Origin of the sequence: Pseudarthrobacter sp. BIM B-2242 (genome assembly GCF_014764445.1) — a bacterium.
Taxonomy (GTDB): Bacteria; Actinomycetota; Actinomycetes; order Actinomycetales; family Micrococcaceae; genus Arthrobacter; species Arthrobacter luteus_A.
This window is the reverse complement of record NZ_CP061722.1, coordinates 322,871-346,260: the sequence shown is the minus strand read 5'-3', so window position 1 is coordinate 346,260 and position 23,390 is coordinate 322,871. Positions and strand designations below refer to the sequence as shown.

The window sequence follows — 23,390 nt, the reverse complement described above, 5'->3', positions numbered from 1 at the left end:
GCGACCGGGAAGAGGCGCCGCACACAGAAGGTCATGACGCATAAACCAGCCCACAAGCCCGCCGGCATCCCCGAAGGCGGTCAGTTCGCCGCGACCAGCCATGCAGAACCCGCGCTTTCGCTGACCGTGGAGTCCCGGTTCGATGCCGAGGCCCATGCGGAGCTGAACGCCGCGATCAGGGCCGATACCGCCCGTGTTGAGGAGGCCAAGCGGAAGCTGTCCCGCATGCATCTCGATGCCGCGGTGGCCATCGTCCGCAAAGACTTCCCCGACGCCGCCGGGCTCGAACTGGACTTCACCTCATCCTCCGGCATGACCGCCAGGGCCGTGCGGGACCGGGACGGGAACGTCCTGAGCGAGGGAACATCCTGGATCTACTCCAGCCCTGGCGACGGGTCCTACCTCTGCAGCCACCTCGATGCCGTCCAGCAAAGCCTGTTCTACAACGGGGCGGAAGGCTTCCGCTACGAGGACGAGACGGGCGCGCTGGTCGTCAACCTGGACCACCGCTTCAGCGCGCCCGCACCGCCGGCCCCCGTCCTGGGCGGGTTCACCGCCGCCGAGGTCGAGGACTACCTGGCACGGGAGCAGCACGATCGCCAGTGCGGCTGCCACCTGCCGGACGGTATCTGCTGCACCCCGTCCTACGGGGAGAACTGGCGCCACCGGATGGGTGTGCCCGACGTGGAGGGCATCTTCGAGACCATCCAGGAGATGGCCGGCGAGAAGCCCTGACACTGACAGTCCTTTGTCGCGGGGAGAGAGTTTCCCGGCGCCGTACACATGTGGTTTGTTGGTACCCCGCGTCACCCCGCGGGCCTGCGGATTCGTAGCTCAAGCAGAGCAGGGATCTCGCCCATGGATGCCGGATTCAATGCCGGCCGGACTGCAGGCAAACGGGGTGGCATTGCGGTGGCAGCAGGGTTTCCGTTCAGGCGGAGGCCCCGGGTTATAGCTCAATGTGGCACAGAGCGGGGAGACCGAAACGCTCCCAGACGCAGGTTCGACTCCTGCTGATCCGCGGACAGCTCTGACAGGGACGACCATTCCCTGCCGGAGTCCACAGGGCAACGCCGGATGGTCCCGGCCGCGTCTTAGTAGGTTGTAGCACAAGCGCCCTGGCATCCCGAGGTACGTCCAGGCGGCAAATGCGGGCACCACGCTGAACGGCAGCGTTCTGGAGTAGCTCTCCGGGACAGCCGGACGGGTGGTGTCAGACGCCGGTTCGATTCCGGCCAACTTACGACCCATTGGTTCTGTAGCGCAGATGGTTAGCGCGCCGCCCTGTCACGGCGGAGGTCGCGGGTTCAAGTCCCGTCAGAGCCGCGCAACACCAGGCGGTGGCGTTCACCGGCCTGTGATGCCGTTGTCTCAACAGACGAAGCGGGTTGGGTGCGGGTTGATCTCCGCACTGCTAACAGCCCGTGGACAGCCTCCCTCTTGGCGACGACAGTCCTTCACCGGACACCCTAGCGACACGCTGCAAGCGGTAGGACGGCCCGTCACGGCCGCCGGTACCGCGTGAGCAGCCCAGGGCGACGGAACGACGGTGGTGGACGACTTCGGCAAGGCCGGCTACCCGTGACGGGGTAGTCGGCCGAACCGGATCCCTGTGCCGACCCCAAGACGGCGCGGGGAGCCCAATACTGCCCGGCGCAAGCCCGGCGGTTCCCCAGAAGCTCAGTTGGAAGAGTGCCCGTCCTCCGGCCGGGAGGTCCCTGGTTCGATTCCAGGCGCGGGAGCGATGGTGACGCTTTTCAACGTTGCCGTACACATGCAATTAAGAAAGCCCGAGAGAACCTGATTCACCCGATTCAGGCCCCTTTCACAGCCGAAAACAACCGGCTGAAAAGTTTTCCAAAAAAGTTCTTGTGAAAAGATGCGGAATTCCCATCTATCACGTAATGTCATTCGAGCAAGGCCACGAGGGCTTTGCACCAGACTTCAGAAAGGCAGGACAATGCGCTCATTTACGATGAACCGCACGCAGGCCGTTTGCGGCCGCAGCTTTGTCCTGCCCACCATCAAGCCATCGGCACTTCTCGCAGATACCAATGCCTCCGGACAGCACCTGACCCAGGCATGGGGTTACGAGAAAAGGCACCGAAGCGCTGACTGAGCACTGACTCCAGGGGAGTCGTACACAGGCCGCTTCGGGTAAGTCCAGCCCCGAGGCGGTCTTTCTTTTGCCCGAAAGCCGCCTCCACCCGGGACGGCCGGGAACTGGGGAGGTAGCTCAGTTGGTAGAGCAGCGGTCTCCAAAACCGCAGGCCGCAGGTTCGAGCCCTGTCCGCCCCGCGCAGTACAACCGCACTCTTCGGAGATGCAATTGTTGATTGAGAATTCCATAGTGAACGTGAAGTAAGAGACGGAGAAATTACCGGAACGCCAATTCCGGTAATGCTACTTCTCCGCGCTCAAAAACAATTCCCGGGCCGGCGCGCAGGTTTATCCTGAATGGCCGGTCCGGGAATTTCTCGGGAGATTAGAGCGTAGATGGCTAGCGTCCCTGGCTGTAAACCAGGTGCCTTCGGGCCCCGGGGGTTCAAGTCCCTCATCTCCCACTCCGCAGAGTAGAGCAGCTCGGCAGCTCGCCTGGTTCATACCCAGGAGGTCGCGGGTTCAAATCCCGCCTCTGCAACGCCCGTCTGGCGGAAATGGCAGACGCGCCAGCCTCAGGAGCTGGTGTCCCTCGGGACGTTCCGGTTCGACCCCGGAGATGGGCACGATGGCCATAGGATGGGTGGCCCAAACGCCGCACACGACCGACAGCGCCTTGACCGGCGGGTCGCGTGACGGGGTGATGTAAAACAAAGACCCTCCGCCAGGTGGCACTGTCCACAAGGCTGAAACGGAAGAACGGCGGCTAGTCACCGCCCGGGAGCCCGCTCAGCGCCTGGCGCCCCGGCCCGTCTGGCGAAACGGCAGACGCGCCTGTCTGAGAGGCAGGTGTCCGAAAGGACGTCCCGGTTCAAATCCGGGGATGGGCACTGCTCCCTAGGGGAGTGATTGGAGGGGCCAGCCGACTGATGGCGACGGCCGCTGCCTGGAGCGCAGTTGACGGACCTGGTCCGTGTGCGAGTTCGAACCTCGTCCCTTCCGCGAGCAGGACCAATGGAGGGTAAGCGAAGTTGGGGAGCAGGCCGACTGCTGATCGGCTAGGACGGGTGACACCGTTTTACGGGTTCGAACCCCGTGCCCTCCGCGGAGAGAGTTGTTCACGGCGCCGTACACATAGGCTCCTGAACGACGAATCCAATACCGGGCGGCGAGAGCTGGGCCGGGAATGGGGATATGGCGCAGCTGGTAGCGCGCTTGCATGGCATGCAAGAGGTCAGGGGTTCGAACCCCCTTATCTCCACGAGGTCCCAATGGGGCCGAGGAGCCCGCTTCACGGCGGGCTCCAGTTCGGGGCTATGGCGCAATTGGTAGCGCAGCGCTTTTGCAAGGCGAAGGTTAGGGGTTCAAGTCCCCTTAGCTCCACGGCCGCGGCAGGGCAGCGGTTGGGTCCAGGAACAACCCTGAGAAGGGCCTGCACGCCGACCGCCAGCCGCCCGGCATCCAACCACCACCACCACCGAGGAGCACGATGGGTACCACCTTGTACTCCGACGCGGACGGCATCTACGTTGCCTGGTCCGACCACCGCTTCACCGCCCCGCCTGCCGAGCAGACGGGATGGACGGGGCCCTGGCATCCCGTGACGATCCCTGGATCGTTCCCCGGGTACTGGTCACAGGACGTGGTCGAAGCAATGAACCGGGTCGCCGGACACCCCGACGTCACCGTCAAATGGCTGACGGCCTGGGAGGAAGGCGCACCAACCCTGTTGGCGCCGACCATCGGACTCAACGGCACCGACTGGGAAATGATCCCGGGCGTGGCCGAGGATGACCTGGCCAACTGGAACTGGTGGAAGCTGGCGAAGATCCGCGAGGACGTCGCCCGCAGCCGCCCGGATCGCATCGTTTGGCTGGATGACGACATCAACTTCGACCCGGCCTCCCTGGCCTGGGTAAAGGAGCTGGACATCCCCGTCCTGGTGATCTGCCCACGGACCGAACACGGACTCACCAGGGACCACCTGGACGAGATCGAGGCGTTCATCGTCCAGGACACGGGCCTGTAGCTCAGCTGGTAGAGCTTTCGACTTTTAATCGAGATGTCGCGGGTTCGAGCCCCGCCGGGCCCACGCATCATGACAGCCGGAAAGACGGTGAAGGCTTCCGTAGCTCAGAGGTAGAGCAGCGCACTCTTAATGCGCGGGTCGGGATTTCGAAATTCTCCGGGGGCACGAAGTGCAGTACGAGTCGCCAAGCGGGATGTACCTCGAGGATCGCTGGCAGGTTGTATTGCACTCCAAACGTGGGATCCGCTCCCCGCCCCAGTGCATGGGGCAAAAGCGGAGGCGCCCAGCCGGCGCCGGGCAGGCTCGTACCCTGACCCGGATGCACCGCCGGCGGGGCGTACACGGTCCTATAGCTCAGATGGTTAGAGCACTTCGCTGATAACGAAGGGGTCGCTGGTTCAAGTCCAGCTAGGGCCACTGCGGGCATTGCCCGCTTGATCCGGCATAGCTCAGTTGGCAGAGCACTCGACTGTTAATCGAGGTGTCCCTGGTTCGAGCCCAGGTGTCGGAGCGGAAGCAAGCTCGCCCCTGATGGGGCTGGACGGTAAGAGCCCGGATAGTGCGCCGTGGGGGAATTGGCAGACCCACCCGCCTCTGGAGCGGGGTTGTTCCTGGTTCGAGTCCAGGCGGCGCAGCGAAGCAAGCAGGACCCTCGGCGGTCCTCCGGTAAGAGCCCGGAATGGAGTAGTGGCTCAGATGGCCTAGAGCACCCGCCTGTCACGCGGGAGACCGCGGGTTCGAATCCCGTCTATTCCGCGGGAAGCGGTGCTTCCTCCAGTACCAGGCCCTCTTAGCTCAGTTGGTAGAGCGTTTGTTTCGTAATCAGAAGGTCGCCAGTTCGATCCTGGCAGAGGGCTCGCCGCAACACCTCGGGGTATGGCGCAGTTTGGTAGCGCGCGTCGTTCGGGACGATGAGGTCGCAGGTTCAAATCCTGTTACCCCGACGCAGTACAAAAATGGCGGGATGGCGGAGCGGCCTAACGTGACTGCCTCGAAAACAGTTGCCCGGGTGAAACCGGGCCGGGAGTTCAAATCTCCCTCCCGCCGCTTGCAGGACCCAGCCGATCGGGCTGGTATTGGCGGGGTGGCGGAGCGGCCAAACGCAGCTGCCTTGAAAACAGCCGTCCGGGCAACCGGACCAGGGGTTCGAATCCCTTTCCCGCCGCACACATGAGGTTCACTCAGCAGTACCAGCTACCGAAAGGCAGACCCGTGGGCCTCAGTTTCCGCAAGACCATCAAGCTCGGCAAGAAGACCCGACTGAACGTTTCCAAGTCGGGGATCACCGCCTCGCGGAAGGCAGGGCCGGTGACGGTGAACAGCCGTGGCCGGATCACCATCCGCCTGGGCAAGGGGCTTACCTGGCGCCTCTAAGCGCCAAAGCCGGCACGGTCCCCGTGACGGCTAACGGGATGTAGCGCAGCTTGGTAGCGCACCTGACTGGGGGTCAGGGGGTCGCAGGTTCAAATCCTGTCATCCCGACGGATTGGAATGGGTTGTCAGTCTTCCCAGCGGTTCTTGTCGGTCCACCGTTCACGCGGGTTGGCGGCCTCCTCGGCCTGTTCCTTGGCGTCATCCCAGGCGTCCTTCAGGAAGTGCGCTGCCGTCCCTACAAAGATCGCGGCGATCAGTGTCCCTACTGCCTTTACCATTCCAGCCCCCATCAATCGACAATCCATCGATCTTAGCCTTCAACGGCCAGCATTACCCGGCATCGCCGGTTTCGGCTTCTTAGCTCAGTTGGTAGAGAGCACGACTGAAAATCGTGAGGTCCCCAGTTCGATCCTGGGAGTAGCCACGGGGGAGTAGCGTCCCTTCTTGTTCGCCGCGATGAGTCGAAACAGCGGTCGTGCTGCGCCGGTGCGAATAAACGGCGTCCCAATACCGATGAGGGAAAACCTGCCAAGGCATGCGGTCGTCCACGGGCACGAGAGTCCGGGCAGGTGTCGGGCCCCGCTAAGGCCCTAACCCTGTATTGCCGGCGTGGTGTAGAAGGAAACACAGCAGTCTGCCAGTCTGCCGTCGCGGGTTCGAGGCCCGTCGCCAGCTCGAAGTACCAAATGCGGGAGTAGCTCAGATGGCCAGAGCGTCACTCTTCCAAAGTGAACGTCGCGGGTTCGAATCCCGTCTCCCGCTCGAAGACGCCCCGTGCGCCGTCGCGCCTCCGTAGCTCAGCGAATAGAGCAGCGGCCTTCTAATCCGCGTGTCGCGGGTTTGAATCCCGCCGGGGGCACTTGCAGGACCCGCCCGATTGGCTCAGTGGCAGAGCACGTTCTTGGTAAGAACGAGGTCGCCGGTTCGATTCCGGCATCGGGCTCGATGCGCCGCCGCACAAAAAGTGCAGTGTGCGCAGCATGGTGGGTGTAGCTCAGTTGGCAGAGCGCCTGGTTGTGGTCCAGGAGGTCGCGGGTTCGAACCCCGTCACTCACCCCGGTTACACGCCCGCGTAGCTCAGGGGATAGAGCGCCTGCCTCCGGAGCAGGAGGTCGAAGGTTCGAATCCTTTCGCGGGCACAATCATCACCTGGCCCCCATCGTCTAGTGGCCCAGGACTCCGGCCTTTCACGTCGGCAGCACGGGTTCGAATCCCGTTGGGGGTACACACGAAACAGTCCAGCAGTATTACCTGGCCCCATGGTCTAGCGGCCTACGACACCGCCCTCTCACGGCGGAACCACGGGTTCGAATCCCGTTGGGGTCACCCAGTACCACGCGCCCATAGCTCAGTTGGATAGAGCGCCGGTCTACGGAACCGGAGGCCGGGAGTTCGAGTCTCTCTGGGCGCACTCGATTTGCCTGCCTGTATAGCTCAGTTGGTCAGAGCGAAGAACTCATAATTCTTAGGTCGCTGGTTCGAGTCCAGTTACAGGTACCAGGTCACTTCACGAAGATCGGGGTAACCCCTCTGACCTTCGAGTTTTTGAATGTAGGGTTGCTTTCCCACCGGGACTTGTATTGCGGACAGTAGCCGTAGATGGATATGGCCAGGAGGACGCTGGTATCCCAGACCCTCACACTTCGCCATTTCCCCAGTTCGATCGCAACCTGAGTGAGGTCTTCGTTTTTCGGGATGAGGTCTTGGCAGATTGTCGGGGCCATGGAGGATGCGCTGTAGTCGCCCTTGACTCCGTTGTCCTCAGCGGCCTTGTCCGCCCATGCCTGTAGTGCTGCCCCGCCGCTGGGAATGTCCATATCAACCCTGCTTGGTTCCCTGGAGCAGCCGCCCACCAGGGTGGCGATGACAGCAAGGACGGCGAGTGTCTTCATGCGCGCAGCGTTCTTCATTCGATCCCCCAATTTGTTCTCTATGAACCATAAAGCACCTCCGGCCCGCCTGGCCCAATCGGCAGAGGCACCGCACCCAAAATGCGGGTGTTCCCGGTTCGAGTCCGGGGGCGGGCACTTAAGGATCGGGGGGAGAGGTTCAGTTGCCGTCCTTCATCAGCACCAACGTCCCTCGACAACCCGACGGGTTTTCGCAGTGCCGGTAGCCTCCGTCCGGGTAGTCGTCCCTGGCTTCGGCCATGGAGGTGTACTCGTGCTCGTCGTTGCCGGCACAGCGCCCACAGGTTTTCTCATCGACGATCTCGCTGGCGACGATCTCCGTGTAGCCCTCCATCGGATCAGAGGTATCGGCACCTTCTACGTCCTGGTCGTGACTAACGCCGGCCCGGTTCACTTTGATCTGCCTCAGCTTGTCCCACAAGCCCATATCGCTTCCTCATTCCTTGAGGGCCTGGCCCACTCCAGGGCAGCGCCGGGTAGAGCCTACATCGGCCGTTCAACGGTGAGGGAATGCGGCAATGCCGCACACATTGAAGAAGTTGGATACCGCTGCGCAGGCCTGCGCGCAGTCTTAGAGCCCGCATGGGGCTGGTGGTCCAAGTCCCGCTGGCGGCCCGGCCGGTCAACGCCGGCGGGATAAAACGCAGGTCTGCGCTTGTATAGCTCAGTTGGTAGAGCGCCTCTTTCACATGGAGGAAGTCCGGGGTTCAAGTCCCTGTGCAGGCACGGAATCCGTAAACCTAGGCCCCGGCAACGGGCAGTGCCGAAAATTGCGGACGGGGTAACGCCACGACACGGCGGGAGGATCCACGGTCACGCAGCGGCTGTGGGTCCTCCATGCTTGTGTAGCTCAGTTGGTAGAGCGCCCGCTCGACATGCGGGTTGTCCGGGGTTCGAGTCCCTGCGCAAGCACTTGCACCGAAGTTGTCCAGGGTCGCAGCCAGTTAGCGGCTGGCCCCGGACGCCACGGGTGTCTGCGCCCCCTTAGCTCAGATGGCCAGAGCATCGTACTTGTAATACGAGGGTCGCCGGTTCGAATCCGGCAGGGGGCTCCATCTCGGCGGGTTCACAGGCCGAAAAGTCTACGCATGTACGCCTTCGAGGCCCGCGATGGCAGGCACAGATCGAAGGAATGACCCTTGCGCGCACTGAAACACCTCTCCGCTGCAGCCATCACCGGCGTGCTCATGCTGACCTCGGTCAGCGCAGCCGTGGCAGCGGACACCACCCCGATGGACCCCAACCCCGGGCCGGCAGGAAGCTTCTCCTGGAAGGGCTTCAACTGGCAGAAGCGGTTCTGGGACGGGGCCCCGCACTACAACAAGGATTTCGACGCGGCCAACGTGTCGAACCCTGACGCCAACGGCTACGTGAAGCTGTCTATCACCAACCCGACAGGCTCAGCACCGGTCGCGGCAGAGTTCCAGTCGACCCGCGAGGGCTTCGGGTACGGAACCTACAGCACAACGGTCCAGAAGAACGTCAGCGCCCTCCAGAAGGAAGTTGTCTGGGGCTGCCTGTTCACCTACGACCCGAACGCCACCCCCGGATACAACGAGATCGACCTCTGCGAGGCATCGGCATGGGGCGGCGGCGCAGCCTATGGAGAGTCGTGGCCGGTGGAGCAGGGCCACGGGTACTGGTTCGACGCCAGCAAGCCCGCCGGCCAGGGGAACAACACGGTGAACTTCCTGGCGCCGGCCAGCAGCGTCACGACCCACAAGATGGTCTGGGAGCCAGGCAAGCTGACCTTCGAAACGTACGACGGCGCCGGATTCACGGGTTCCCTGCTGAAGCGCACGGTCCTGGAGGGATCAACCGTCCCCGTCCCGGCCAAAGAGCAAATCCACTTCAACCTCTGGGTAACCGGCGGAGGCGGAGGGGACGCAGCGCACGTCAAGCCTGAAAGCGTCACCCTGCAGGACTTCAGCTTCACTCCGGCCGGCACCGCAACTGCTCCGTCCGGCACCACCGCAGTGCCGGCGCCGACCGTCACGGAAAGCCCCATCAGCCTGACCGGAACGTCCGTCACCAAGGGCGGCAAGGCGAGCAGCACCTTGCAGTGGACCGGTGCCGAGGGAGCCACGGTGAAGCTGAAGGTCAACGGGGTCAGCAAGAACATCCTGAACACCGGCAGCTACGTGTACCGGGTGAAGGGAAGCGGCTTGACCACCTACGAAATCTGCGACGCCTCGGGATGCTCCAACAAGCTGACCATTTAGGGGAGGCGTAGGTCCCTCAAGTGGCCTGCGGGGATTGCCTGCAGGCCATTTGAGGTCTCCTTAGTTGCCAGGTTGGGCGCCGTCGACAGTTCGCATTTATGCCGCACACATAGCCTTGTACGTCTTCGGGGACCCCACCGAAAGACGCTGGGGCAGCGGCAGGCATCTTCATGCTTTGGCATTGGGAGGGGCTTGCCGCTGCCCTGTTCCCCAACAACCGAAAGACGAAATTGAAGAAGCCATCCATCCTTGGCAAGGGCATATCCCTGGCCACTTTGAAAGCCTCGGCGCTTGTCCTTGGCCCCCTGCTCACGGCAGGGATCGTCATGGGAGCCTCGTCCGCGGCTTTCACCGGGTCCTACGAGAACCAAGGCAACTCGTGGACTGCCGGCAGCGTATCGCTCACCGGAAGCAAAGCCACTGCTGCCTTCACGGCCAGCAACATCGCCCCGGGCTACACCGAGTCTCACTGCATTACCGTGACCTCGAACGCCTCCCTTCAGACAGCGCTGTCGTTCTACGGCACGCAAAAGAGCAACGTGAACCAGCTGGCTGAGAACCTGCAGGTCACGGTAGCAACGGGCTCCGGCGGCGTGGACGGCTCCACTGCCTGCACGGGCTTCACCTCCGAGCAGAGTGTCTTCAACGGCACGCTGGCAGCGCTGGGCGCGACCAACGGTTCCGCCGCGACGGCCATCCCCATCACCAAGCCAATGCCCGCAAACGGCGGCGCGCAGCAGTTCATGATCACTGTCTCCTTGCCCACCAGCACGGGGAATGCGCAGCAGAGCGGGTCGGCGTCCATGGACTTCGGCTGGATCAACCGCAGCTAGTGAAACACCTGCGGGCCTCTGAGGAACACGGGCGGCCCCGGCCAGAGCGGCGGTGGACTGCTCTCGCGCGCGGAACCGCCGCCGTTCTGGCACACTTCTACCTCGGCATGGTCGTGAGCCTTGCCGCCTGCGCGTTGCTCCCGTCATTCTTTCTGTGGCACGTCACGGTAGTGACATCAGGCTCCATGGAGCCCACCGTCCAGACAGGGGACGTTGTCGCCGCAAAGCCCCTCTCGGGCCACGAGGTAGCGGACCAGGTCAAGACGGGCATGGTTCTCCTGGCCGACAACCCTCTGAAACCGGGGACCTTGTACACCCACCGGGTCACCCAGGTCCTTCCCGACGGCAGGCTGGTCATGAAGGGCGATGCTAACGCCCAGCCTGATCCGGTACCGCTTTCGCCAGAGGCCGTCCGCGGCATCGAAGTCCTACGGGTACCGGCGGCAGGCTTGCCGGTACAGGCACTTCGCACCGGCCAATATGTCCCCGTGGCGTTATTCGTGGCGGTGACCGTCCTTGCCATGCTCGTCGTCCGTGACGACCGGGCCAGGGAAGCTGCTGCGAAGCGTGCCGGCCAGGATGTCCTGACCGGTGACGGGCCGCGGGAGGACAGCCGCCGGGGTGTCTTCAGCAAAGTGGCATCCTGGGCAGTAGTTCCGGTGGTCCTGGTCCTGGCTTTGGTCACGACGGGATCGGAAGCGGCGTTCACCGGATCCACCATCACCCCGGGAAACCGGGCTGCTGCGGCCTCGTACTTCCCCGTCCCGCCCATAAGCGCCAAGCCAATGCGGTTCGGTGTGGCAGAGGCGATGTTCGGCACTGACGACCTGGACAAGGTAGCCCGTGAAGTGAACGAGTATCCGTCCATCGCCATGTACTACAGGGACTTCAGTGCCCCGCTGGACATGGCGTCACTGAACAAGGTCATCAGCAAGGGCGTCACCCCGATGGTGACGCTGGAGCCCTGGTTCGCCAATCCCGGCGGAACCAACCAGCCAAACTTCAAGCTGAGCAACATCGCCGCCGGCGGGCAGGACACGTACCTGAATTCGGTAGCGGACCAGCTGCTGGCCGCGGGCAGCCCGCATATATTCCTCCGGTTCGCCCACGAGATGAACGGAAACTGGTATCCGTGGTCCGAGCAGGTCAACGGCAACCAGGCGGGGGACTACGTGCTTGCCTGGAGACACGTCCATGATCTGTTCGCCACCAGGGGTGTTGCCAACATGGACTGGGTCTGGGCACCGAATGTACCCAGCTCCACCACGACGAAACTGGCCGGCCTGTACCCGGGATCCGCCTACGTCGACTACACCGGACTGGACGCGTTCAACTGGGGCACCACACAGGGCTGGTCCACGTGGACACGCCCCTGGGACCTCTTCGGATCGGGCCTTGGCGCCCTGCAGTACGTGGCACCCGATAAGAACATCATGGTGACCGAGACATCGTCGGCCGAGTCCGAGGGCGCCAACAGCAAAGCCGTATGGATCGCTGACCTTGTCTACTACCTCAACCACTGGGGTGACGGTAAGGCGATCCGCGTCGTTGCCTTCAACTGGTTCAACATCAACAAAGAAGCCCCATGGCGTCTGGACAACAAGCCAGAAAACTACACAGCCATGAAAAACGCCCTGGCAGCCCGCTGACGACGCAGCAGCGGCGCTACTGCCGCTGCTGCCGGCGGATCTCTTCCTGCCGGAGCCGCTCCATGGCTGCTGCCCGGATGACCTCATCGGGTTCGAGTCGGCTGCCGCCGAAACCCATCATCAGATCGTCCAGGTAAACGTAGGGGCGTCCTTCCGCCGGATCACCATCCCTGACTGTCGCCGAGTCGATGAGCTCCTGGAGAGCCACCGGGTCGACAGGGCCCGGGGGCAAGCCCTCATCCAGGTCCTGGACGTAGATGAAGGGTAGCCCGGGAGAGGGGTTGGCGTTGATGACGGAGTTCATGTGGATCCAGGCGTCCAGCTTGGACGGGTCGATCTTCTTGTCGGCAGGGATCCTGAACGAGCTCATGCGACGACGTTATCGCCACGGGCTGCGTCTTCAGTGACAGACGCGCTGAAGCCGCGGTGTGGCCGTCCGATTTGCCCGCTGTTGAGATGATGGGCGTCGAGAAGCGGACACGAGAGAAGGACGGCCATGGCCGAGCACAACGATGGCCCGGAGCGGCTGAGCACCGACGAGCTGGTCAGCCTGATCGATGAGATTGCAGCCGGCCGCGGTTCCGGTCTGGTTCCCGAACGGACGCCGATGGATGACCCTTACTGGCCGGCGTCGGACTACTCCCAGCCCAAGCCGTCGCTGGAGGAAATCAGGGCCCAGATCAAGCGGGAGCAGGAAGCAGTGGACTCGCGGCTTCGGTCCGGCGAGGACGTCTTCGTGATCACCGCCAGCGGCGCCCGCCGGGTCCACCGGCCAGGCTGCTGGCACGTCCGGCACACGGTGGACCGGACAGAGGCCTGGGACATGGTGCTGCAAGGCTACGAAACCCTCCGGCCGGCTGACCTCGGCATGGTCTACCGGATGCCCCACGTGCTCTCACGCCAGGAAGTCGAGGCACTGAACAGCTACGTCACCTGCCAGGTATGCGCCCCCGGCCTGGACCACCAGCGCAAGAAGTTCACCTTCCCGGTCCGCCCCATGCTTGCACTGAGTTTTGGAGCCCAGCATGTTGGCCGGGCAGTCTTCACCGAGGAAGGCGAAGAGCTCGGCGCCCTGGTCAGCCACCAGCGGATCGTCACTGCCGACGGCATCCGCAGCATCACCACGACGACGCTGCAGACGCTGGAAGGCGACGGCACGGAGAAGTACGTGTTGGCACCAAAGGAAAGTCTTTGATCAGGCGGTGAGAGTTCCGGGAGCCGCCGCACACATAAGCTTCGTCGGGCACCCCAAGGGTCCGGCGTTTGGGGGCTCTAGCTCAGATGGCAGAGCAACGGTCAGCGAGGGCGCCCTTTAGCTGACTGTGTCGGTAGGTTCGAGTCCACCGGGCCCCACGGGAAAAGCCGCTTCGGCGGCCCTACCAACGGGGGTGATTTGGTTTCGATACCACCTGATCATTCCGAAAAGAAGCGGGTCCAGAAACGCACGGTCATCTGGCTAAACAGTCCGGGCAACCAAGAGATGCCAACGCAACTCGCTCTGACCTCGCTCTCGCCGCTTAGCCGGCCGGAGACCAAACCGGGGTCTGTCTCAAACCGCATCAGGCAGCTGGTTCTCGGCCGCGGTTTAGGCATCAGCCAAAGGAGACCTGGATGACGGCAGCGCTGCGCGCCGGCATCCGTACCAGCAGCTAGACCGGGACGGTCCGTTGTCCGCCATGGACCGGCCGGGTCGATAAGCACCAAGGTGGACTACACCCGTAGAAGAGTTCGGAAGCAGGGGGTACACGAGGGTTCGATCCCCTCCACCTCCACGAATGACCGGGGTGTCCCAAGGGGCGTCCCGGCTTTCACATGGCGTTGTGGGCGAATTGGTAGAGCCGGCAGTCTGCAAAACTGCGCCTTCGGGCAATTGCGGGTTCAAGTCCCGTCAACGCTTCGATGCTGGGTGCGGGGAGACCTGCGCCGTGATCCGCACACATGGGTTCTGCCGGGAACCCCTGGCACTCCAGGAACCGGAAGGGTCATCATGTCAGCCACGTTCAGCGCCGAGATTGGTCCCATCAAGGGCTTTACCCTGAAGTGCGTCCACGGCGCGACCAAGCACCACTTCGACACCTTCATCAAGGCCCAGACCTTCCTGCAGGCCGAAAAGGATGAACACGGCGGCACCGGCCACCTCGCCGAATGCGGCGACGAGTTCTGCGAGGCCATGCTGATGTCCATCGAGGCCGTCGAGGAGGACCCGTCCCCGGCCGTCCGGGTGAGCTACCACAACGCCCGCCACCTGCTCGACCTCCTGGGCTACGGGCACGAGACCTCCGTCGTCGGCGGTTCCGACACCGCCGAGAACTTCCTCGGCCGCGTCCTGGTCGCCCTGGCGGTCAATCCTGCCGACGCGGGTGTCCCAGCGACGTCCAGCAAGAACGCAGGGAGCCCGGAAATGATCCACTGCGGCCGCCGCGAGGGCTACTCCGAGGACCACCTCGAAGCCCTGCGGGAAGTGGCAAACTTCGCCGCCTCACGCGGGCGTGCCGTGCAGTGGTGCTGACCTGACCAAGCCACCCACGCGGGCCGTCAGGACTGTCAGCCCGCGCCATCACGAAAGAAAGACCCCATGACCCAGAAGATCCGCGACGTCATCATCGTCGGCTCCGGCCCCGCCGGTTACACCGCAGCCATCTACACGGGGCGGGCCAACCTCGACGTCCTCGTCCTGGCCGGCGAAGAAGAACCAGGCGGCGAGCTGATGAAGACCACCGAGGTCGAAAACTACCCCGGCTTCCCCGAAGGCATCATGGGCCCCGAGCTCATGGCCGGCTTCGAAGCCCAGGCAGAGCGTTTCGGCGCGGAAATCCTGTTCGAAAACGCAACCGAGCTGGAGCTGGTGGGACCAGTCAAAAAGGTGACCGCCGACGGCGAAATCCACCTGGCGCACTCGGTCATCGTCGCCACAGGATCAGGCCACCGCAAGCTCGGCCTCGAGCACGAGGAACGGCTCTCCGGCCGCGGCGTCTCCTACTGCGCCACCTGCGACGGATCGTTCTTCAAGGACGTCGAGGTCGCGGTCGTCGGCGGGGGAGACTCGGCAGCAGAAGAGGCCCTCTTCCTGACCAAGTTCGCGTCCAAGGTCTACCTCATCGTCCGCGGCAAGCAGATGCGTGCATCGAAGATCATGGCAGACCGCGTCCGGTCGAACGAGAAGATCCACGTGCTCTACGAAGCGCAGGTCACCGCGCTGCATGGAGGGGACAAGCTGGACGGTGTCACAGTCTGCGTCGGGGCCGACCTGGCCAGCCGCATGAGCCTCAGCGGACTGTTTGTCGCCATCGGCAACGACCCGCGCACCTCCCTGGTGGCCGGACAGCTGGAGCTGGACCGCTTCAGCGGCTGCATCAAGGTGATGGGCCGTTCGTCACAGACCAGCGAACGGGGCGTCTTCGCCGCCGGCGACGTCGTGGATCCGCGCTACCGGCAGGCCATCACCGCCGCCGCCTCGGGATGCATCGCTGCCCAGGACGCCGAACACTTCCTGGCGACCACGTCTGCCGCCGTACTGGAGGCAGCCACGGCCTGACCGGCCGTTCCGCGCTGGTGTAATGGCAGCACGCCGGCCTTTGGATCCGGATGGTAGAAGTTCGAATCTTCTGCGCGGAGCTTGGCACCACCGCTTGACCCCTTCACGTTCGCTTGGAATCCGCACACATATAGGTGTCCCGCTTCGGCGGGATGGAAGCAAGGAGCCGCGAACACGCACAGGAAAGGGCGCGGATGTCATGGAGAGCGTTCTGGTTCTCAACGCAGGGTACGAACCCCTGCACCGGGTGTCGCTGAAGCACGCCATCAGGATGGTCCACCGGGGTGTGGCCGAGGTCCTCAAGGACGACGGTGAGCTGTTCGGCCCCTTCGCCCGCCCGGTTGTGCTGCGCCTGATCCGGTACGTGAAGATGACCTGGCGGACCCGGGCCACCTGCACGAAGGAGGCGGTCAAGCGCCGTGACGGCCGCTGCGCCTACTGCACGAAGGGCAAGGCGGAAACGGTTGACCACGTGGTCCCGCAGTCCCGCGGCGGGCAGAACACCTGGCTGAACCTCGTGGGCTGCTGCTTCAAGTGCAACCAGTACAAGGCCGACCGCACGCCCGCAGAGGCGGGCATGAAGCTGCTGCTGACGCCCTACGCACCCAAGGACCGGCCGCCGGTATTGCCCGCGTTCGACTTCGCCGAGCTGTCCTGAGAGGAGGCCCCGACACCCCGGGGCCTCCTCTTGTTCGTGGGTCCGGGCAGCCCATTGTGACAGCGTTCTGACTCCGTTCCTGGATGGTAGCTGTGTGACTGGTGGGAAGCATGTATGCTCACCCCTGTTGGGGGACACTTCTAAGTGGTGTGCCGCCATCATCACCCGCGGAAAGAAAGACATCATGAAGAAAAACCTCGCTCTCGTTGCCCTCATCGCCGTTCCCCTGCTCGCCGGCTGCGGCGGCTCCACCACTTCCTCGGCCCCGGCCGCCGACGGGTCGGCAGCCCCGGCTGCTGCCGCTGCTGCGGAACCCAAGGCTGCTGAGCCGACCGTTGGTACCCCGTTCACTGCTGACATGGGCCAGGGTAACGTCGCCAAGATCACCATCGTCTCGGCCCAGTTCGTTGACGCGGTCAGCACCAACCAGTTCGCTCCGCCGGCCAAGAACGGCAAGTACCTGCAGCTGGACGTCCTCTGGGAGACCGAGAAGGGCACCACCAGCTCCAACCCGATGTACTTCGACGCCAAGGACGCAGAGGGCCGCAAGGCTGACCTGAGCATCGCCGGTGACGGCATCATCGGCTCCAGCCCGGTCGCCGTGGGCGACAAGAACCGCGGATTCGTCAACTTCGACGTCGCACCCGGCCCGATCAAGGTCAGCATCACCAACCCGATCCTGCAGCCGGTCGCATCCCTCACAGTTGCGCCGTAGCCAACCCTCCACGGGCAGCCCCGGGCCACCACGCCCGGGGCTGTTTTGTGCCCCTTTCGCGGCGCCGGCCCGCTGGTGACGGCACAGCGGATGTCTACGCATGTGCAGTGGCATGACGCTGATCGATTCGTATGCCGGTAGGGAGCGGTCCTACGCCCGCAACTTCTACAACGGTGACCATCCTGACGCGCTGCGCTCCGGGACCGGACCGGGCCACTTCATGTTCACTGCCCCGCACGCCTCCAACTACCTCCAGGACGGACGCCGGCGCTTCGCCGAACCCTACACAGGCGCCCTGGCCGAGACCCTCGGCGACCTCACCGGCGGCAGCTGGGCAGCATCCGCCGGCATTGCCTCGGAATGGGAGTACTGGGAGGAACGCCGTGACGCTTTCAGCGAGGCAGTCCGCCAGGGCGTCTCGGACGGGCACTTCATCGTCGACCTGAACGGCCTGAGCCCCCGCTACGGCGCAGACATGTTCATCGGGCTGGGCACCACCCCCAGCCAGGAAGCACTGGACCTGGCCGACGCCATCGTCTACGAGTTCTCCGAATACCAGGTCGTGGCCGGCGGGAAGCTGAACGCCACCTCGCCGCGCACGGTCCGGTCGTTCGCGGCCAGCCAGGACGGGGACGCGATCCAGCTGGAGCTCGTGCCCCGGCTCATCAACGTCGCGGACCACCCTTTCGGGCCGGAAGACTTCATCACACGCCTCGCCGGCCTGCTGGGCGCCCATGCGGCCTCACGGCTTGCTCTGGAGACGGCCGCCGCCTGACGGGGACCTGGCAGCTCCTGTCCGCACACATGACGGGCAGAAAGTACCACTGCCACTGGAGGAACCCATGCCTTGGATCGTCAGCATCGTTGACCGGGCCGACCCCGTACACCGCCCTGCCCCGCCCGCCGTGCAGGCCCGCAAGGATGAGCTGCTGGCTCTCTGGTCACGCCACGTACGGCCGGTGACCGGCCACGGGGACGGCGACTTTGAGGACTTCTACGAGCAGGCAGTCCGGCTGCAGGCTGCCCTGAACGCCTTCGGTGCCGACAATGTCTGGCTGCACCTGTCCTCCGACCGGGACACCGCGGTGAACGCCGGAACAGGGGAGCGCCGCCCGGCAGTGGTCCTGGGGCACCTGCCCCGCTACGGCGCCCAGCCCAGCCAGCGCCATCAGGACGTGGACATGGAGCAGGCCCGGCTGGCCGCCGATTACTACCTCTACGACGCCTTCCTGGCGCGGGCCGGACGCCGCGTCCAGCTCTGCGGATTCATGCCCGATGACCCGGCTGCCGTTGACCTCCGCGATGTCCTGGCAGGATTCGCCACTGACGGCATCCGGCGGGCCTTCCTGAAGACCACCCAGATCAAGTACGCCGCCTTCCCCCTGGACCTCCCCGAAGGCTTCGCCCGCGGTGATGTAGGCAGGGCCGTCGACGACGTACTGGACTACGGCGCCATGAACCTGGAGGGCAGGTCCGAGAACCTGATCGCCCAGGAGTTTGTGCCCATGGAATACGAATACCGTGTCTTCGTCGTCGGCCAGACCGTGGTCACGGCCGCAGGCTGCATCGAGGAGTTCACACCCCTGGACAACAACGGCTACAGGTTTGACAACCAGCTGCGTCGGAACCGGCAGGAGAAGACCCCCGTCGAGGTTGAGCCCGCCATCGCAGGCGTCCTCACAGGGTTTGCCCGCGACGCCGTGGACGCACTGGCGCTGGAAGTGCCGGCCCTGACGGACTACGTCATCGACGTTGCGCTGGGCGCCGACGGCCAGCCCCTGATTGTGGAGCTGAACGGCCTGCTCAACTCCGGCCTGTACGCCAGCCGGCCGGAGCTGGTGGCCGCTGCCATGGCCGCGGGGGAGAGGGCTGTGTCCGCCTAGTTCGCAGCCAGGTACTGCTGGACGATGGCCTCGGGCACCCGGCCGCGGGGGTTGATCTCCAGTCCCTGCACGAGGGCCCAGGCACGGATCGCCTTGGTGTCAGGCCCTGCGGTGCGCGTCTCGGCAGCTGCCTGCTTACGGCCTCCAGTGCGGCGGGCTTTCTCGGTGAAGCGGCTCAGGATGGAGCGGAGTTCGGTGGCGTTGGTGTCGCTGAGGTCGACCTCATAAGCGGTGCTGTCCAATGCGAACTTCACCGTCTGGTGCGCTTCGCTGCCGTCAAGGTCATCAATGAGTTCTACTACGAGTTTCTGAGCCACCCGAAGAGGTTACAGGACCTGACCTGCGCAGATGCTGACCGACACCCCTTTTCCGGTCAACGCTCCGTCATGACCGAGATCAGCCGCCAGCCCTCGGGCACCTGAGCCTGCAGTGCTGTCCTGGCTTCCTCGTATTCGGAGGCCTCTGCCCGGATTTCCTTGGTCTCGAATGGCTGGATGACGCCGACAACTTTCACCATGCTTCAATCCTAGGGCCGGGCATATCCGCAGGTGCCTTCTTCAGTAGTGAGAGAGGACACTCGCACTTTTTGCCGGCAGCCGCACACTGACCAGGCATGAGTAGCTTCCAGCCCCATCACCCGGCAGCCACCCCTACCGCCGGTACCTACCGATCCGCTGACGGACGCTCCCGCGTAGTGCAGGGCGTCCCGTCCGGCGGCCAGTTCGCCGCAGAGCGCCACAGCGACTCTGTCATCAGCCTGGCGATGAACCGCCGGCAGGACCTGTCCACCGTCATCGCCATTCCGCAGCGCGTCTACGCCTCGGTCCGGACCCTCGTCGGCACTACAGTCCGGAAGGTGCGCGGCCAGTCCCTGGCAGAGCGCCCCTACGACCGGCCCCGGGCATATTCCGCAGGTGCCCAGGCGGCTGTCGGGCTTCTGGCGTCCGGGTCCGCAGGCCGCCGCTACGCCGTGTCGTAGAGCCGGTGAGCACCCTGACACATTCTGCGGCCGGCCGCACACAGAGGGGCATGACCACTGAACCGAACCGCGTTGACGCGGGTGTGCCCACCGGCGGCCAGTTCGCCGCCAAGATCAAGAGCGACAACGTGCCCTCCCTCGCTGCCCCGGCCCGTCGGCCGGAGCTTGAGGGCTGGCCGGAGAGCCTGCCCGAGCCCGAAGTCGACGTTCAGGTTGGCGAGGGCGGAACCATCTCCACGCTGGTGAAAGTGAACGGCGAAGAGGTCTTCGACATTTGGAACCCGGCCGACGACATCCACGACACCGAATCCGATGACTTCGAGAACAGCGCAGTCCCGGAGGACGTGTACGACGCCGCGAAGGCGTGGGCTTACACCAAGCACAATGCGATGGCCGGAGCGATCCGGGAGGAGCAGCGGGCCGCCTTCGAGCGCGCCCGTGCCCGCGTCATCGCCAAGGCCACCGGAGAACGGCGTGAGGTCACGACGGCGGAGCTCAACGAGTTCCGCGACAACAGCCTGAAGGCGTCTACCCAGGCAGACGAAGACCTCGAGCTTTCAAGCGTTGCCCTTTCCGCCAGGGCAATCCTTGAAGACCACCCGACCGCTGCCTTCGCCGACCTCCAGGTCGGTTCCTGGGACAACGGCGACTTCGTGTCCGGGGCGAGCGTCAGCGACGCCGAAGGCAACCTGCTCTATGAGTACGTCGAAACCGACGGAGCCACCGACCAGGAAGAGAACGACAACTACGTCGTCGACACGCTCAGGACCCTGGGTGCAAACGCCGAGCAGTCGCACTGGGCAAGTGCCTTCTCCACCGGTAGCTACGGCGACGAGCTCTTCACCATCGACCTCCGCAAGGCTGCTGCCTGGGCGCCAGGGGACGAAGCATGAGCCCGGTCAGCCACAAACCCGGCGGGCAGCCGGACGGCGGCCAGTTCGCTGCTGCCGCCCACGCTGACCCTGCCATCGGGCTCCGCGGTGACCTGCACGTGGACCGGGAGGCGGCGACCTACTTCGCCGACCAGGTCGAATCGATCCAGCTGGAGGGCCTGAAAGGGTCCCTGTCCGGACGCGGAAACGTTCTGCGCTTCACCTCAGTTGACGGCCGGAGCTTCGACATCCAGCAGGACGGACACCTCGACGGGGACGGCACCTCGGGCTGGGCCATCGACAACCACGACTGCACAGACAGCGACGACCCGGCCTACGGACTCCGGATCGAATCCCGCACCGACAACCTCGGCGAGGACCTCGCAGGACTGATCTTCGAATCCCAGACCACCGAAGCCTTCACCCTGAACCAGGGCAGCGACGACTACGTCTTCCGGGCCGTCTCGGTCAGCTCCAATGACGATGGCGGAGGCGTCCTGAACGCCGACTTCGTTGACGTCGAATCGGGCGATGACCTGAGTGTCTACTACGACGTCGACCGCCAGAAGCTCAGCGTCTACTACGACGGCTCTGAGCTGACCTCAGACAAGGACCGCGACGAGGTCCTGAAAGACCTCACGGACTGCTCCGACCTGGACGCACCGGAGGGTTCCCCGTCGGGCCGGATGGCCTGGCACATGGAACGCAGCATCAGGGTGCTCGCCGCCAAAGACGATAGCCCCGAATGGATCCACCAATACCGCACAGCAGGACTTACCTGGGAGGACAGGAAATGACGAAGCACGAACCCGCAGGCAAGCCCACCGGAGGCCAGTTCGCCCGCACCACCCACTCGGACGGGGTTCCGTCCCTGGCCGTGACTCCTGCACGGTTCTACGGCGACCAGCTGGAGGAACACTGGGGCCGGTTCACCACCGCCCGTGACGCGATGGCACAGTCGGCCCTCGAGTCGCTCTCGGCCAGCCTGGAACGCGACTACCCGGAAGGGTCCAGCGTCTTCCTCTCCGTGGACCCGGACCGCCCGACCTGGATGAAGCTGACCGGCATCCGCACCCCGGACGGCCAACGGATCGATGACACCGAGTTCACCGGCTGGAAGTACGACAGCGACGCCGACATCTCCCCGCTGGAGGCAGCCGAATACCTGCCTGCCGACGAGAGCCCCTGGCAGGACGCTTCCGTCCGTGTCCCGGACGAGGAAGCGCTCGACCCGGCCGTGAACGAGTGGTTCCTGGACATCGAAAAAATCAAGGGCCTGAAGCAGCAGGCAGCATGAGCCCGGTTGCCCACAAACCCGCCGGCCAGCCCAGCGGCGGCCAGTTCACCGCCGTCGCCCACCCGGAAGGCTCCGTGACCCTCACGTCGCCCTCCGGGGCAGGTCAGTCCGCCGAATGGCACCTGGAACGCGGCGCCATCAACGCGATCTACACCGCCGGGCGGGGCTTCGGCCGCAACCGGTACGGCAACCCGGAGCGCATCCAGGAAGCCTATGACGCCTCGGCCGCTTACCTGGCCGGCGTCGGGCTGCCGTTGAGCCAGGCGGAGATCGAGGCCCGGGCCAAGTACGTCGACCTCTGCGCCGGCTACGAGGCAGACAAGGGCACCCTGGATGACCGCACCCGCCGCACCCGGCAGTACGAGGCCGCCCGCCAGGCGAACTGGATCATCGAATACCGCCACCAGGCGCAGAACAAGGCAGCGCGTGAAGCCCGCGCGATCGAAGGAGCAACCGCATGACCGTGACACCCAGCCGCCAGCCCGAAGGGATCCCCATCGGCGGCCAGTTCGCTGCCACAAGCCACAAAGAGCCGGGCATCACCCTGGGGGTGGTCGAAAGGGACCCGGTTGGCGAACTCATCGAACAGCAGTACACCGCCGCGAAAGACCGCTACGAGGCGTACGAGCAGAACGCCTGGGCCTCCGATGTCCGGCGGAAGTACCCTGACGCGGCCTTCGCCTACGTCGGCGTCACACAGGACCGCGGAGGGCGCTATACCGCCGGCATGGGCCTGTATGCGGCGGACGGTGAGGAGCTCGATGTCGCCGAGGATGACCAGGTCTTCTTCGAGGACACCTTCAACGTCTACTGGGACATGGAGGTCCACGGCGGCGACGAACTGAACGACAATGCGGGCAACAGCGACATGTTCAGCCTGGATTCGATCAAAAACCGCTGGGACGGCTTCCAGTCCTCCCCGGAGCCGCAGTCGGACCCGTTCGCGCACCTGACCGGCATGGAGCGGGCACGGGCACAGTCGGAGTACGCCGCCCAGCTCAACCGGGAAGCCACGGCCGCCTACGTGCAGCAGATCTCCGCGAAACTGCTGGCCGTCAACCCCGATTTCGGCCGGCTGTACGTCAACCGCAAGGCCGACGTCGAGTCCGGACTGACGTTCACCCTGGACCGGGTGGAGGACGTCCACCGCAACGTCGGAGACGTTGACCTCACCGAATTCGAGGAGTACGGCTTCCAGGACGTCCACCTGGACCCTTTCGTCGACTGTGACGATGCCACCGGCGACCTCTACATCAACCTCGACCCCGGCACCTGACCTTGCCGGAGTCTCCCGGAGAAGCCCGTTTCTGTTCGCGCAGGGGCGGGCTTTTCCG

At 64.5% G+C, this 23,390-nt stretch carries 25 protein-coding genes, 41 tRNA genes and 1 other RNA gene; 61 read left to right on the top strand and 6 right to left on the bottom strand.

The annotated features are described in order from the left end of the window. The first annotated feature begins 33 nt into the window (after nt 1-33). From IDT60_RS22660 to IDT60_RS22535, 26 genes are all read left to right on the top strand, one after another. Nucleotides 34-735 (top strand): hypothetical protein, encoded by a 702-nt coding sequence (locus IDT60_RS22660; protein WP_191082207.1) that lies wholly within the window; start codon nt 34-36, stop codon nt 733-735. A gap of 210 nt (nt 736-945) precedes the next feature. Continuing rightward, nucleotides 946-1,022: transfer RNA gene (locus IDT60_RS22655), tRNA-Phe, on the top strand. A 230-nt stretch (nt 1,023-1,252) separates the two neighbouring features. Beyond that, nucleotides 1,253-1,326 (top strand) — tRNA-Asp (locus tag IDT60_RS22650). 344 nt (nt 1,327-1,670) lie between these two features. Beyond that, a tRNA-OTHER gene (locus tag IDT60_RS22645) sits at nt 1,671-1,742 on the top strand. A 483-nt stretch (nt 1,743-2,225) separates the two neighbouring features. Next, nucleotides 2,226-2,298: transfer RNA gene (locus tag IDT60_RS22640), tRNA-Trp, on the top strand. A gap of 181 nt (nt 2,299-2,479) precedes the next feature. Beyond that, nucleotides 2,480-2,564 (top strand) — tRNA-Tyr (locus IDT60_RS22635). Between the two features lie 3 nt (nt 2,565-2,567). Next, nucleotides 2,568-2,641 (top strand) — tRNA-Met (locus IDT60_RS22630). A gap of 1 nt (nt 2,642) precedes the next feature. Continuing rightward, nucleotides 2,643-2,726: transfer RNA gene (locus tag IDT60_RS22625), tRNA-Leu, on the top strand. Between the two features lie 181 nt (nt 2,727-2,907). Beyond that, nucleotides 2,908-2,990: transfer RNA gene (locus IDT60_RS22620), tRNA-Leu, on the top strand. Nucleotides 2,991-3,011: 21 nt separating this feature from the next. Continuing rightward, nucleotides 3,012-3,102, top strand: a tRNA-Ser gene (locus tag IDT60_RS22615). A 14-nt stretch (nt 3,103-3,116) separates the two neighbouring features. Then, nucleotides 3,117-3,205 (top strand) — tRNA-Ser (locus tag IDT60_RS22610). An 83-nt stretch (nt 3,206-3,288) separates the two neighbouring features. Beyond that, nucleotides 3,289-3,361 (top strand) — tRNA-Ala (locus IDT60_RS22605). Between the two features lie 49 nt (nt 3,362-3,410). Further along, nucleotides 3,411-3,483, top strand: a tRNA-Ala gene (locus tag IDT60_RS22600). A 106-nt stretch (nt 3,484-3,589) separates the two neighbouring features. Next, nucleotides 3,590-4,129: an HAD domain-containing protein gene (locus tag IDT60_RS22595; protein ID WP_191082206.1), complete on the top strand. Its 540-nt coding sequence runs from the start codon at nt 3,590-3,592 to the stop codon at nt 4,127-4,129. Next, a tRNA-Lys gene (locus tag IDT60_RS22590) sits at nt 4,120-4,192 on the top strand. Before IDT60_RS22595 ends, IDT60_RS22590 begins: the two co-directional genes overlap by 10 nt. A 30-nt stretch (nt 4,193-4,222) precedes the next feature. Then, nucleotides 4,223-4,294: transfer RNA gene (locus IDT60_RS22585), tRNA-Lys, on the top strand. A 178-nt stretch (nt 4,295-4,472) separates the two neighbouring features. Next, nucleotides 4,473-4,546: transfer RNA gene (locus IDT60_RS22580), tRNA-Ile, on the top strand. Between the two features lie 21 nt (nt 4,547-4,567). Then, nucleotides 4,568-4,640, top strand: a tRNA-Asn gene (locus tag IDT60_RS22575). A 49-nt stretch (nt 4,641-4,689) separates the two neighbouring features. Next, nucleotides 4,690-4,764: transfer RNA gene (locus IDT60_RS22570), tRNA-Gln, on the top strand. 46 nt (nt 4,765-4,810) lie between these two features. Further along, nucleotides 4,811-4,885: transfer RNA gene (locus IDT60_RS22565), tRNA-Asp, on the top strand. 28 nt (nt 4,886-4,913) lie between these two features. Then, a tRNA-Thr gene (locus IDT60_RS22560) sits at nt 4,914-4,986 on the top strand. 13 nt (nt 4,987-4,999) lie between these two features. Continuing rightward, a tRNA-Pro gene (locus IDT60_RS22555) sits at nt 5,000-5,073 on the top strand. Nucleotides 5,074-5,087: 14 nt separating this feature from the next. Continuing rightward, nucleotides 5,088-5,176 (top strand) — tRNA-Ser (locus IDT60_RS22550). Between the two features lie 31 nt (nt 5,177-5,207). Then, a tRNA-Ser gene (locus IDT60_RS22545) sits at nt 5,208-5,294 on the top strand. A gap of 47 nt (nt 5,295-5,341) precedes the next feature. Then, complete coding sequence (locus IDT60_RS22540; RefSeq protein ID WP_191082205.1) at nt 5,342-5,503, top strand: DUF4236 domain-containing protein; 162 nt, start codon at nt 5,342-5,344, stop codon at nt 5,501-5,503. A gap of 34 nt (nt 5,504-5,537) precedes the next feature. Continuing rightward, a tRNA-Pro gene (locus tag IDT60_RS22535) sits at nt 5,538-5,611 on the top strand. A 17-nt stretch (nt 5,612-5,628) separates the two neighbouring features. Here IDT60_RS22535 and IDT60_RS22530 read toward each other — a convergent pair. Beyond that, a complete protein-coding gene (locus IDT60_RS22530) occupies nt 5,629-5,781 on the bottom strand; it encodes a hypothetical protein (protein ID WP_012622951.1) in 153 nt (50 codons plus the stop codon). A gap of 73 nt (nt 5,782-5,854) precedes the next feature. Here IDT60_RS22530 and IDT60_RS22525 point away from each other — a divergent pair. The 11 genes from IDT60_RS22525 to IDT60_RS22475 all read left to right on the top strand — a co-directional run bounded on the left by IDT60_RS22525 (nt 5,855) and on the right by IDT60_RS22475 (nt 7,003). Then, nucleotides 5,855-5,927, top strand: a tRNA-Phe gene (locus IDT60_RS22525). Between the two features lie 179 nt (nt 5,928-6,106). Continuing rightward, nucleotides 6,107-6,178 (top strand) — tRNA-Gly (locus IDT60_RS22520). 13 nt (nt 6,179-6,191) lie between these two features. Further along, a tRNA-Gly gene (locus tag IDT60_RS22515) sits at nt 6,192-6,265 on the top strand. Between the two features lie 24 nt (nt 6,266-6,289). Beyond that, a tRNA-Arg gene (locus IDT60_RS22510) sits at nt 6,290-6,362 on the top strand. 12 nt (nt 6,363-6,374) lie between these two features. Beyond that, nucleotides 6,375-6,446, top strand: a tRNA-Thr gene (locus tag IDT60_RS22505). A gap of 40 nt (nt 6,447-6,486) precedes the next feature. After that, nucleotides 6,487-6,559, top strand: a tRNA-His gene (locus IDT60_RS22500). 10 nt (nt 6,560-6,569) lie between these two features. Next, nucleotides 6,570-6,642, top strand: a tRNA-Arg gene (locus IDT60_RS22495). 13 nt (nt 6,643-6,655) lie between these two features. Continuing rightward, a tRNA-Glu gene (locus tag IDT60_RS22490) sits at nt 6,656-6,728 on the top strand. A 28-nt stretch (nt 6,729-6,756) separates the two neighbouring features. Beyond that, a tRNA-Glu gene (locus tag IDT60_RS22485) sits at nt 6,757-6,829 on the top strand. Nucleotides 6,830-6,840: 11 nt separating this feature from the next. Beyond that, a tRNA-Arg gene (locus IDT60_RS22480) sits at nt 6,841-6,914 on the top strand. 12 nt (nt 6,915-6,926) lie between these two features. Next, nucleotides 6,927-7,003: transfer RNA gene (locus IDT60_RS22475), tRNA-Met, on the top strand. 2 nt (nt 7,004-7,005) lie between these two features. On the opposite strand, the gene IDT60_RS22470 is transcribed toward IDT60_RS22475, so the two are convergent. Further along, nucleotides 7,006-7,413 (bottom strand): hypothetical protein, encoded by a 408-nt coding sequence (locus tag IDT60_RS22470; RefSeq protein ID WP_191082204.1) that lies wholly within the window; start codon nt 7,411-7,413, stop codon nt 7,006-7,008. 43 nt (nt 7,414-7,456) lie between these two features. On the opposite strand from IDT60_RS22470, the gene IDT60_RS22465 reads away from it, so the two are divergent. Next, nucleotides 7,457-7,530: transfer RNA gene (locus IDT60_RS22465), tRNA-Leu, on the top strand. 22 nt (nt 7,531-7,552) lie between these two features. On the opposite strand, the gene IDT60_RS22460 is transcribed toward IDT60_RS22465, so the two are convergent. Continuing rightward, nucleotides 7,553-7,840, bottom strand: coding sequence for a hypothetical protein (locus tag IDT60_RS22460; protein ID WP_191082203.1), 288 nt, complete (start codon nt 7,838-7,840; stop codon nt 7,553-7,555). 226 nt (nt 7,841-8,066) lie between these two features. On the opposite strand from IDT60_RS22460, the gene IDT60_RS22455 reads away from it, so the two are divergent. The 6 genes from IDT60_RS22455 to IDT60_RS22430 all read left to right on the top strand — a co-directional run bounded on the left by IDT60_RS22455 (nt 8,067) and on the right by IDT60_RS22430 (nt 12,117). After that, a tRNA-Val gene (locus IDT60_RS22455) sits at nt 8,067-8,139 on the top strand. A gap of 113 nt (nt 8,140-8,252) precedes the next feature. Next, nucleotides 8,253-8,325, top strand: a tRNA-Val gene (locus IDT60_RS22450). 66 nt (nt 8,326-8,391) lie between these two features. Next, a tRNA-Thr gene (locus IDT60_RS22445) sits at nt 8,392-8,468 on the top strand. An 84-nt stretch (nt 8,469-8,552) separates the two neighbouring features. Further along, nucleotides 8,553-9,635 (top strand): hypothetical protein, encoded by a 1,083-nt coding sequence (locus IDT60_RS22440; protein ID WP_223884040.1) that lies wholly within the window; start codon nt 8,553-8,555, stop codon nt 9,633-9,635. Nucleotides 9,636-9,865: 230 nt separating this feature from the next. Further along, nucleotides 9,866-10,468, top strand: coding sequence for a hypothetical protein (locus IDT60_RS22435; protein WP_191082202.1), 603 nt, complete (start codon nt 9,866-9,868; stop codon nt 10,466-10,468). Between the two features lie 185 nt (nt 10,469-10,653). Beyond that, entirely contained in the window at nt 10,654-12,117 is a 1,464-nt protein-coding gene (locus tag IDT60_RS22430; protein ID WP_191082201.1) for a glycosyl hydrolase, read from the top strand. A 16-nt stretch (nt 12,118-12,133) separates the two neighbouring features. Here the strand turns inward: IDT60_RS22430 and IDT60_RS22425 are convergent, their stop codons facing one another. Beyond that, nucleotides 12,134-12,487 (bottom strand): hypothetical protein, encoded by a 354-nt coding sequence (locus IDT60_RS22425; protein WP_191082200.1) that lies wholly within the window; start codon nt 12,485-12,487, stop codon nt 12,134-12,136. Nucleotides 12,488-12,613: 126 nt separating this feature from the next. On the opposite strand from IDT60_RS22425, the gene IDT60_RS22420 reads away from it, so the two are divergent. From IDT60_RS22420 to IDT60_RS22370, 11 genes are all read left to right on the top strand, one after another. Next, nucleotides 12,614-13,312 (top strand): hypothetical protein, encoded by a 699-nt coding sequence (locus IDT60_RS22420; RefSeq protein WP_191082199.1) that lies wholly within the window; start codon nt 12,614-12,616, stop codon nt 13,310-13,312. A gap of 71 nt (nt 13,313-13,383) precedes the next feature. Further along, nucleotides 13,384-13,470 (top strand) — tRNA-OTHER (locus IDT60_RS22415). A gap of 31 nt (nt 13,471-13,501) precedes the next feature. Then, nucleotides 13,502-13,892, top strand: a transfer-messenger RNA (tmRNA) gene (gene ssrA / locus IDT60_RS22410). Between the two features lie 39 nt (nt 13,893-13,931). Next, nucleotides 13,932-14,014, top strand: a tRNA-Cys gene (locus IDT60_RS22405). 90 nt (nt 14,015-14,104) lie between these two features. Further along, the gene (locus IDT60_RS22400; protein ID WP_191082198.1) at nt 14,105-14,626 is read left to right on the top strand and encodes a hypothetical protein; all 522 of its coding nucleotides are present in this window, start codon (nt 14,105-14,107) and stop codon (nt 14,624-14,626) included. A gap of 66 nt (nt 14,627-14,692) precedes the next feature. Then, a complete protein-coding gene (gene trxB / locus IDT60_RS22395) occupies nt 14,693-15,652 on the top strand; it encodes a thioredoxin-disulfide reductase (RefSeq protein WP_191082197.1) in 960 nt (319 codons plus the stop codon). Between the two features lie 8 nt (nt 15,653-15,660). Further along, a tRNA-Gln gene (locus IDT60_RS22390) sits at nt 15,661-15,732 on the top strand. A gap of 119 nt (nt 15,733-15,851) precedes the next feature. Next, nucleotides 15,852-16,310, top strand: a complete 459-nt coding sequence (locus IDT60_RS22385; RefSeq protein ID WP_191082196.1) for an HNH endonuclease — start codon at nt 15,852-15,854, stop codon at nt 16,308-16,310. A 184-nt stretch (nt 16,311-16,494) separates the two neighbouring features. Then, nucleotides 16,495-17,025: a hypothetical protein gene (locus tag IDT60_RS22380; protein WP_191082195.1), complete on the top strand. Its 531-nt coding sequence runs from the start codon at nt 16,495-16,497 to the stop codon at nt 17,023-17,025. Between the two features lie 112 nt (nt 17,026-17,137). Next, nucleotides 17,138-17,800: a hypothetical protein gene (locus IDT60_RS22375; protein WP_191082194.1), complete on the top strand. Its 663-nt coding sequence runs from the start codon at nt 17,138-17,140 to the stop codon at nt 17,798-17,800. Nucleotides 17,801-17,867: 67 nt separating this feature from the next. After that, nucleotides 17,868-18,908 carry an ATP-grasp domain-containing protein gene (locus IDT60_RS22370; RefSeq protein ID WP_191082193.1) on the top strand — a complete coding sequence of 347 codons (1,041 nt, stop codon included), beginning with the start codon at nt 17,868-17,870 and terminating at the stop codon, nt 18,906-18,908. Here IDT60_RS22370 and IDT60_RS22365 read toward each other — a convergent pair. Both IDT60_RS22365 and IDT60_RS22360 read right to left on the bottom strand, forming a co-directional pair. Further along, nucleotides 18,905-19,225 carry an Lsr2 family protein gene (locus IDT60_RS22365; protein ID WP_191082192.1) on the bottom strand — a complete coding sequence of 107 codons (321 nt, stop codon included), beginning with the start codon at nt 19,223-19,225 and terminating at the stop codon, nt 18,905-18,907. The two genes, IDT60_RS22370 and IDT60_RS22365, sit on opposite strands and share 4 nt — an antisense overlap. 56 nt (nt 19,226-19,281) lie before the next feature. Then, nucleotides 19,282-19,425: a hypothetical protein gene (locus IDT60_RS22360; protein WP_191082191.1), complete on the bottom strand. Its 144-nt coding sequence runs from the start codon at nt 19,423-19,425 to the stop codon at nt 19,282-19,284. Between the two features lie 96 nt (nt 19,426-19,521). Here IDT60_RS22360 and IDT60_RS22355 point away from each other — a divergent pair, with 96 nt between their 5' ends. Genes IDT60_RS22355 through IDT60_RS22330 form a run of 6 tightly spaced genes read left to right on the top strand, consistent with a single transcriptional unit; the run spans nt 19,522 to nt 23,332 of the window. Then, a complete protein-coding gene (locus IDT60_RS22355; RefSeq protein WP_191082190.1) occupies nt 19,522-19,887 on the top strand; it encodes a hypothetical protein in 366 nt (121 codons plus the stop codon). Between the two features lie 50 nt (nt 19,888-19,937). After that, nucleotides 19,938-20,780 (top strand): hypothetical protein, encoded by an 843-nt coding sequence (locus IDT60_RS22350; RefSeq protein ID WP_191082189.1) that lies wholly within the window; start codon nt 19,938-19,940, stop codon nt 20,778-20,780. Then, nucleotides 20,777-21,556, top strand: coding sequence for a hypothetical protein (locus tag IDT60_RS22345; RefSeq protein WP_191082188.1), 780 nt, complete (start codon nt 20,777-20,779; stop codon nt 21,554-21,556). Before IDT60_RS22350 ends, IDT60_RS22345 begins: the two co-directional genes overlap by 4 nt. Further along, nucleotides 21,553-22,056 (top strand): hypothetical protein, encoded by a 504-nt coding sequence (locus IDT60_RS22340; protein ID WP_191082187.1) that lies wholly within the window; start codon nt 21,553-21,555, stop codon nt 22,054-22,056. Before IDT60_RS22345 ends, IDT60_RS22340 begins: the two co-directional genes overlap by 4 nt. Continuing rightward, nucleotides 22,053-22,517: a hypothetical protein gene (locus IDT60_RS22335; RefSeq protein WP_191082186.1), complete on the top strand. Its 465-nt coding sequence runs from the start codon at nt 22,053-22,055 to the stop codon at nt 22,515-22,517. Before IDT60_RS22340 ends, IDT60_RS22335 begins: the two co-directional genes overlap by 4 nt. Continuing rightward, nucleotides 22,514-23,332 carry a hypothetical protein gene (locus tag IDT60_RS22330; protein ID WP_191082185.1) on the top strand — a complete coding sequence of 273 codons (819 nt, stop codon included), beginning with the start codon at nt 22,514-22,516 and terminating at the stop codon, nt 23,330-23,332. The genes IDT60_RS22335 and IDT60_RS22330 overlap by 4 nt, the downstream gene beginning before the upstream one ends. Nucleotides 23,333-23,390: the final 58 nt, after the last annotated feature.

What these genes read in the sequence shown, in the direction of transcription:
- IDT60_RS22460 (WP_191082203.1), bottom strand. Translation starts at nt 7,840, where the DNA reads ATGGGCTTGTGGGACAAGCTGAGGCAGATCAAAGTGAACCGGGCCGGC.
- IDT60_RS22530 (WP_012622951.1), bottom strand. Translation starts at nt 5,781, where the DNA reads ATGGTAAAGGCAGTAGGGACACTGATCGCCGCGATCTTTGTAGGGACG.
- IDT60_RS22335 (WP_191082186.1), top strand. Translation starts at nt 22,053, where the DNA reads ATGAGCCCGGTTGCCCACAAACCCGCCGGCCAGCCCAGCGGCGGCCAG.
- IDT60_RS22360 (WP_191082191.1), bottom strand. Translation starts at nt 19,425, where the DNA reads ATGGTGAAAGTTGTCGGCGTCATCCAGCCATTCGAGACCAAGGAAATC.
- IDT60_RS22375 (WP_191082194.1), top strand. Translation starts at nt 17,138, where the DNA reads ATGACGCTGATCGATTCGTATGCCGGTAGGGAGCGGTCCTACGCCCGC.
- IDT60_RS22355 (WP_191082190.1), top strand. Translation starts at nt 19,522, where the DNA reads ATGAGTAGCTTCCAGCCCCATCACCCGGCAGCCACCCCTACCGCCGGT.
- IDT60_RS22380 (WP_191082195.1), top strand. Translation starts at nt 16,495, where the DNA reads ATGAAGAAAAACCTCGCTCTCGTTGCCCTCATCGCCGTTCCCCTGCTC.
- IDT60_RS22430 (WP_191082201.1), top strand. Translation starts at nt 10,654, where the DNA reads ATGGAGCCCACCGTCCAGACAGGGGACGTTGTCGCCGCAAAGCCCCTC.
- trxB (WP_191082197.1), top strand. Translation starts at nt 14,693, where the DNA reads ATGACCCAGAAGATCCGCGACGTCATCATCGTCGGCTCCGGCCCCGCC.
- IDT60_RS22370 (WP_191082193.1), top strand. Translation starts at nt 17,868, where the DNA reads ATGCCTTGGATCGTCAGCATCGTTGACCGGGCCGACCCCGTACACCGC.
- IDT60_RS22345 (WP_191082188.1), top strand. Translation starts at nt 20,777, where the DNA reads ATGAGCCCGGTCAGCCACAAACCCGGCGGGCAGCCGGACGGCGGCCAG.
- IDT60_RS22425 (WP_191082200.1), bottom strand. Translation starts at nt 12,487, where the DNA reads ATGAGCTCGTTCAGGATCCCTGCCGACAAGAAGATCGACCCGTCCAAG.
- IDT60_RS22385 (WP_191082196.1), top strand. Translation starts at nt 15,852, where the DNA reads ATGGAGAGCGTTCTGGTTCTCAACGCAGGGTACGAACCCCTGCACCGG.
- IDT60_RS22660 (WP_191082207.1), top strand. Translation starts at nt 34, where the DNA reads ATGACGCATAAACCAGCCCACAAGCCCGCCGGCATCCCCGAAGGCGGT.
- IDT60_RS22340 (WP_191082187.1), top strand. Translation starts at nt 21,553, where the DNA reads ATGACGAAGCACGAACCCGCAGGCAAGCCCACCGGAGGCCAGTTCGCC.
- IDT60_RS22400 (WP_191082198.1), top strand. Translation starts at nt 14,105, where the DNA reads ATGTCAGCCACGTTCAGCGCCGAGATTGGTCCCATCAAGGGCTTTACC.
- IDT60_RS22330 (WP_191082185.1), top strand. Translation starts at nt 22,514, where the DNA reads ATGACCGTGACACCCAGCCGCCAGCCCGAAGGGATCCCCATCGGCGGC.
- IDT60_RS22470 (WP_191082204.1), bottom strand. Translation starts at nt 7,413, where the DNA reads ATGAAGAACGCTGCGCGCATGAAGACACTCGCCGTCCTTGCTGTCATC.
- IDT60_RS22350 (WP_191082189.1), top strand. Translation starts at nt 19,938, where the DNA reads ATGACCACTGAACCGAACCGCGTTGACGCGGGTGTGCCCACCGGCGGC.
- IDT60_RS22595 (WP_191082206.1), top strand. Translation starts at nt 3,590, where the DNA reads ATGGGTACCACCTTGTACTCCGACGCGGACGGCATCTACGTTGCCTGG.
- IDT60_RS22420 (WP_191082199.1), top strand. Translation starts at nt 12,614, where the DNA reads ATGGCCGAGCACAACGATGGCCCGGAGCGGCTGAGCACCGACGAGCTG.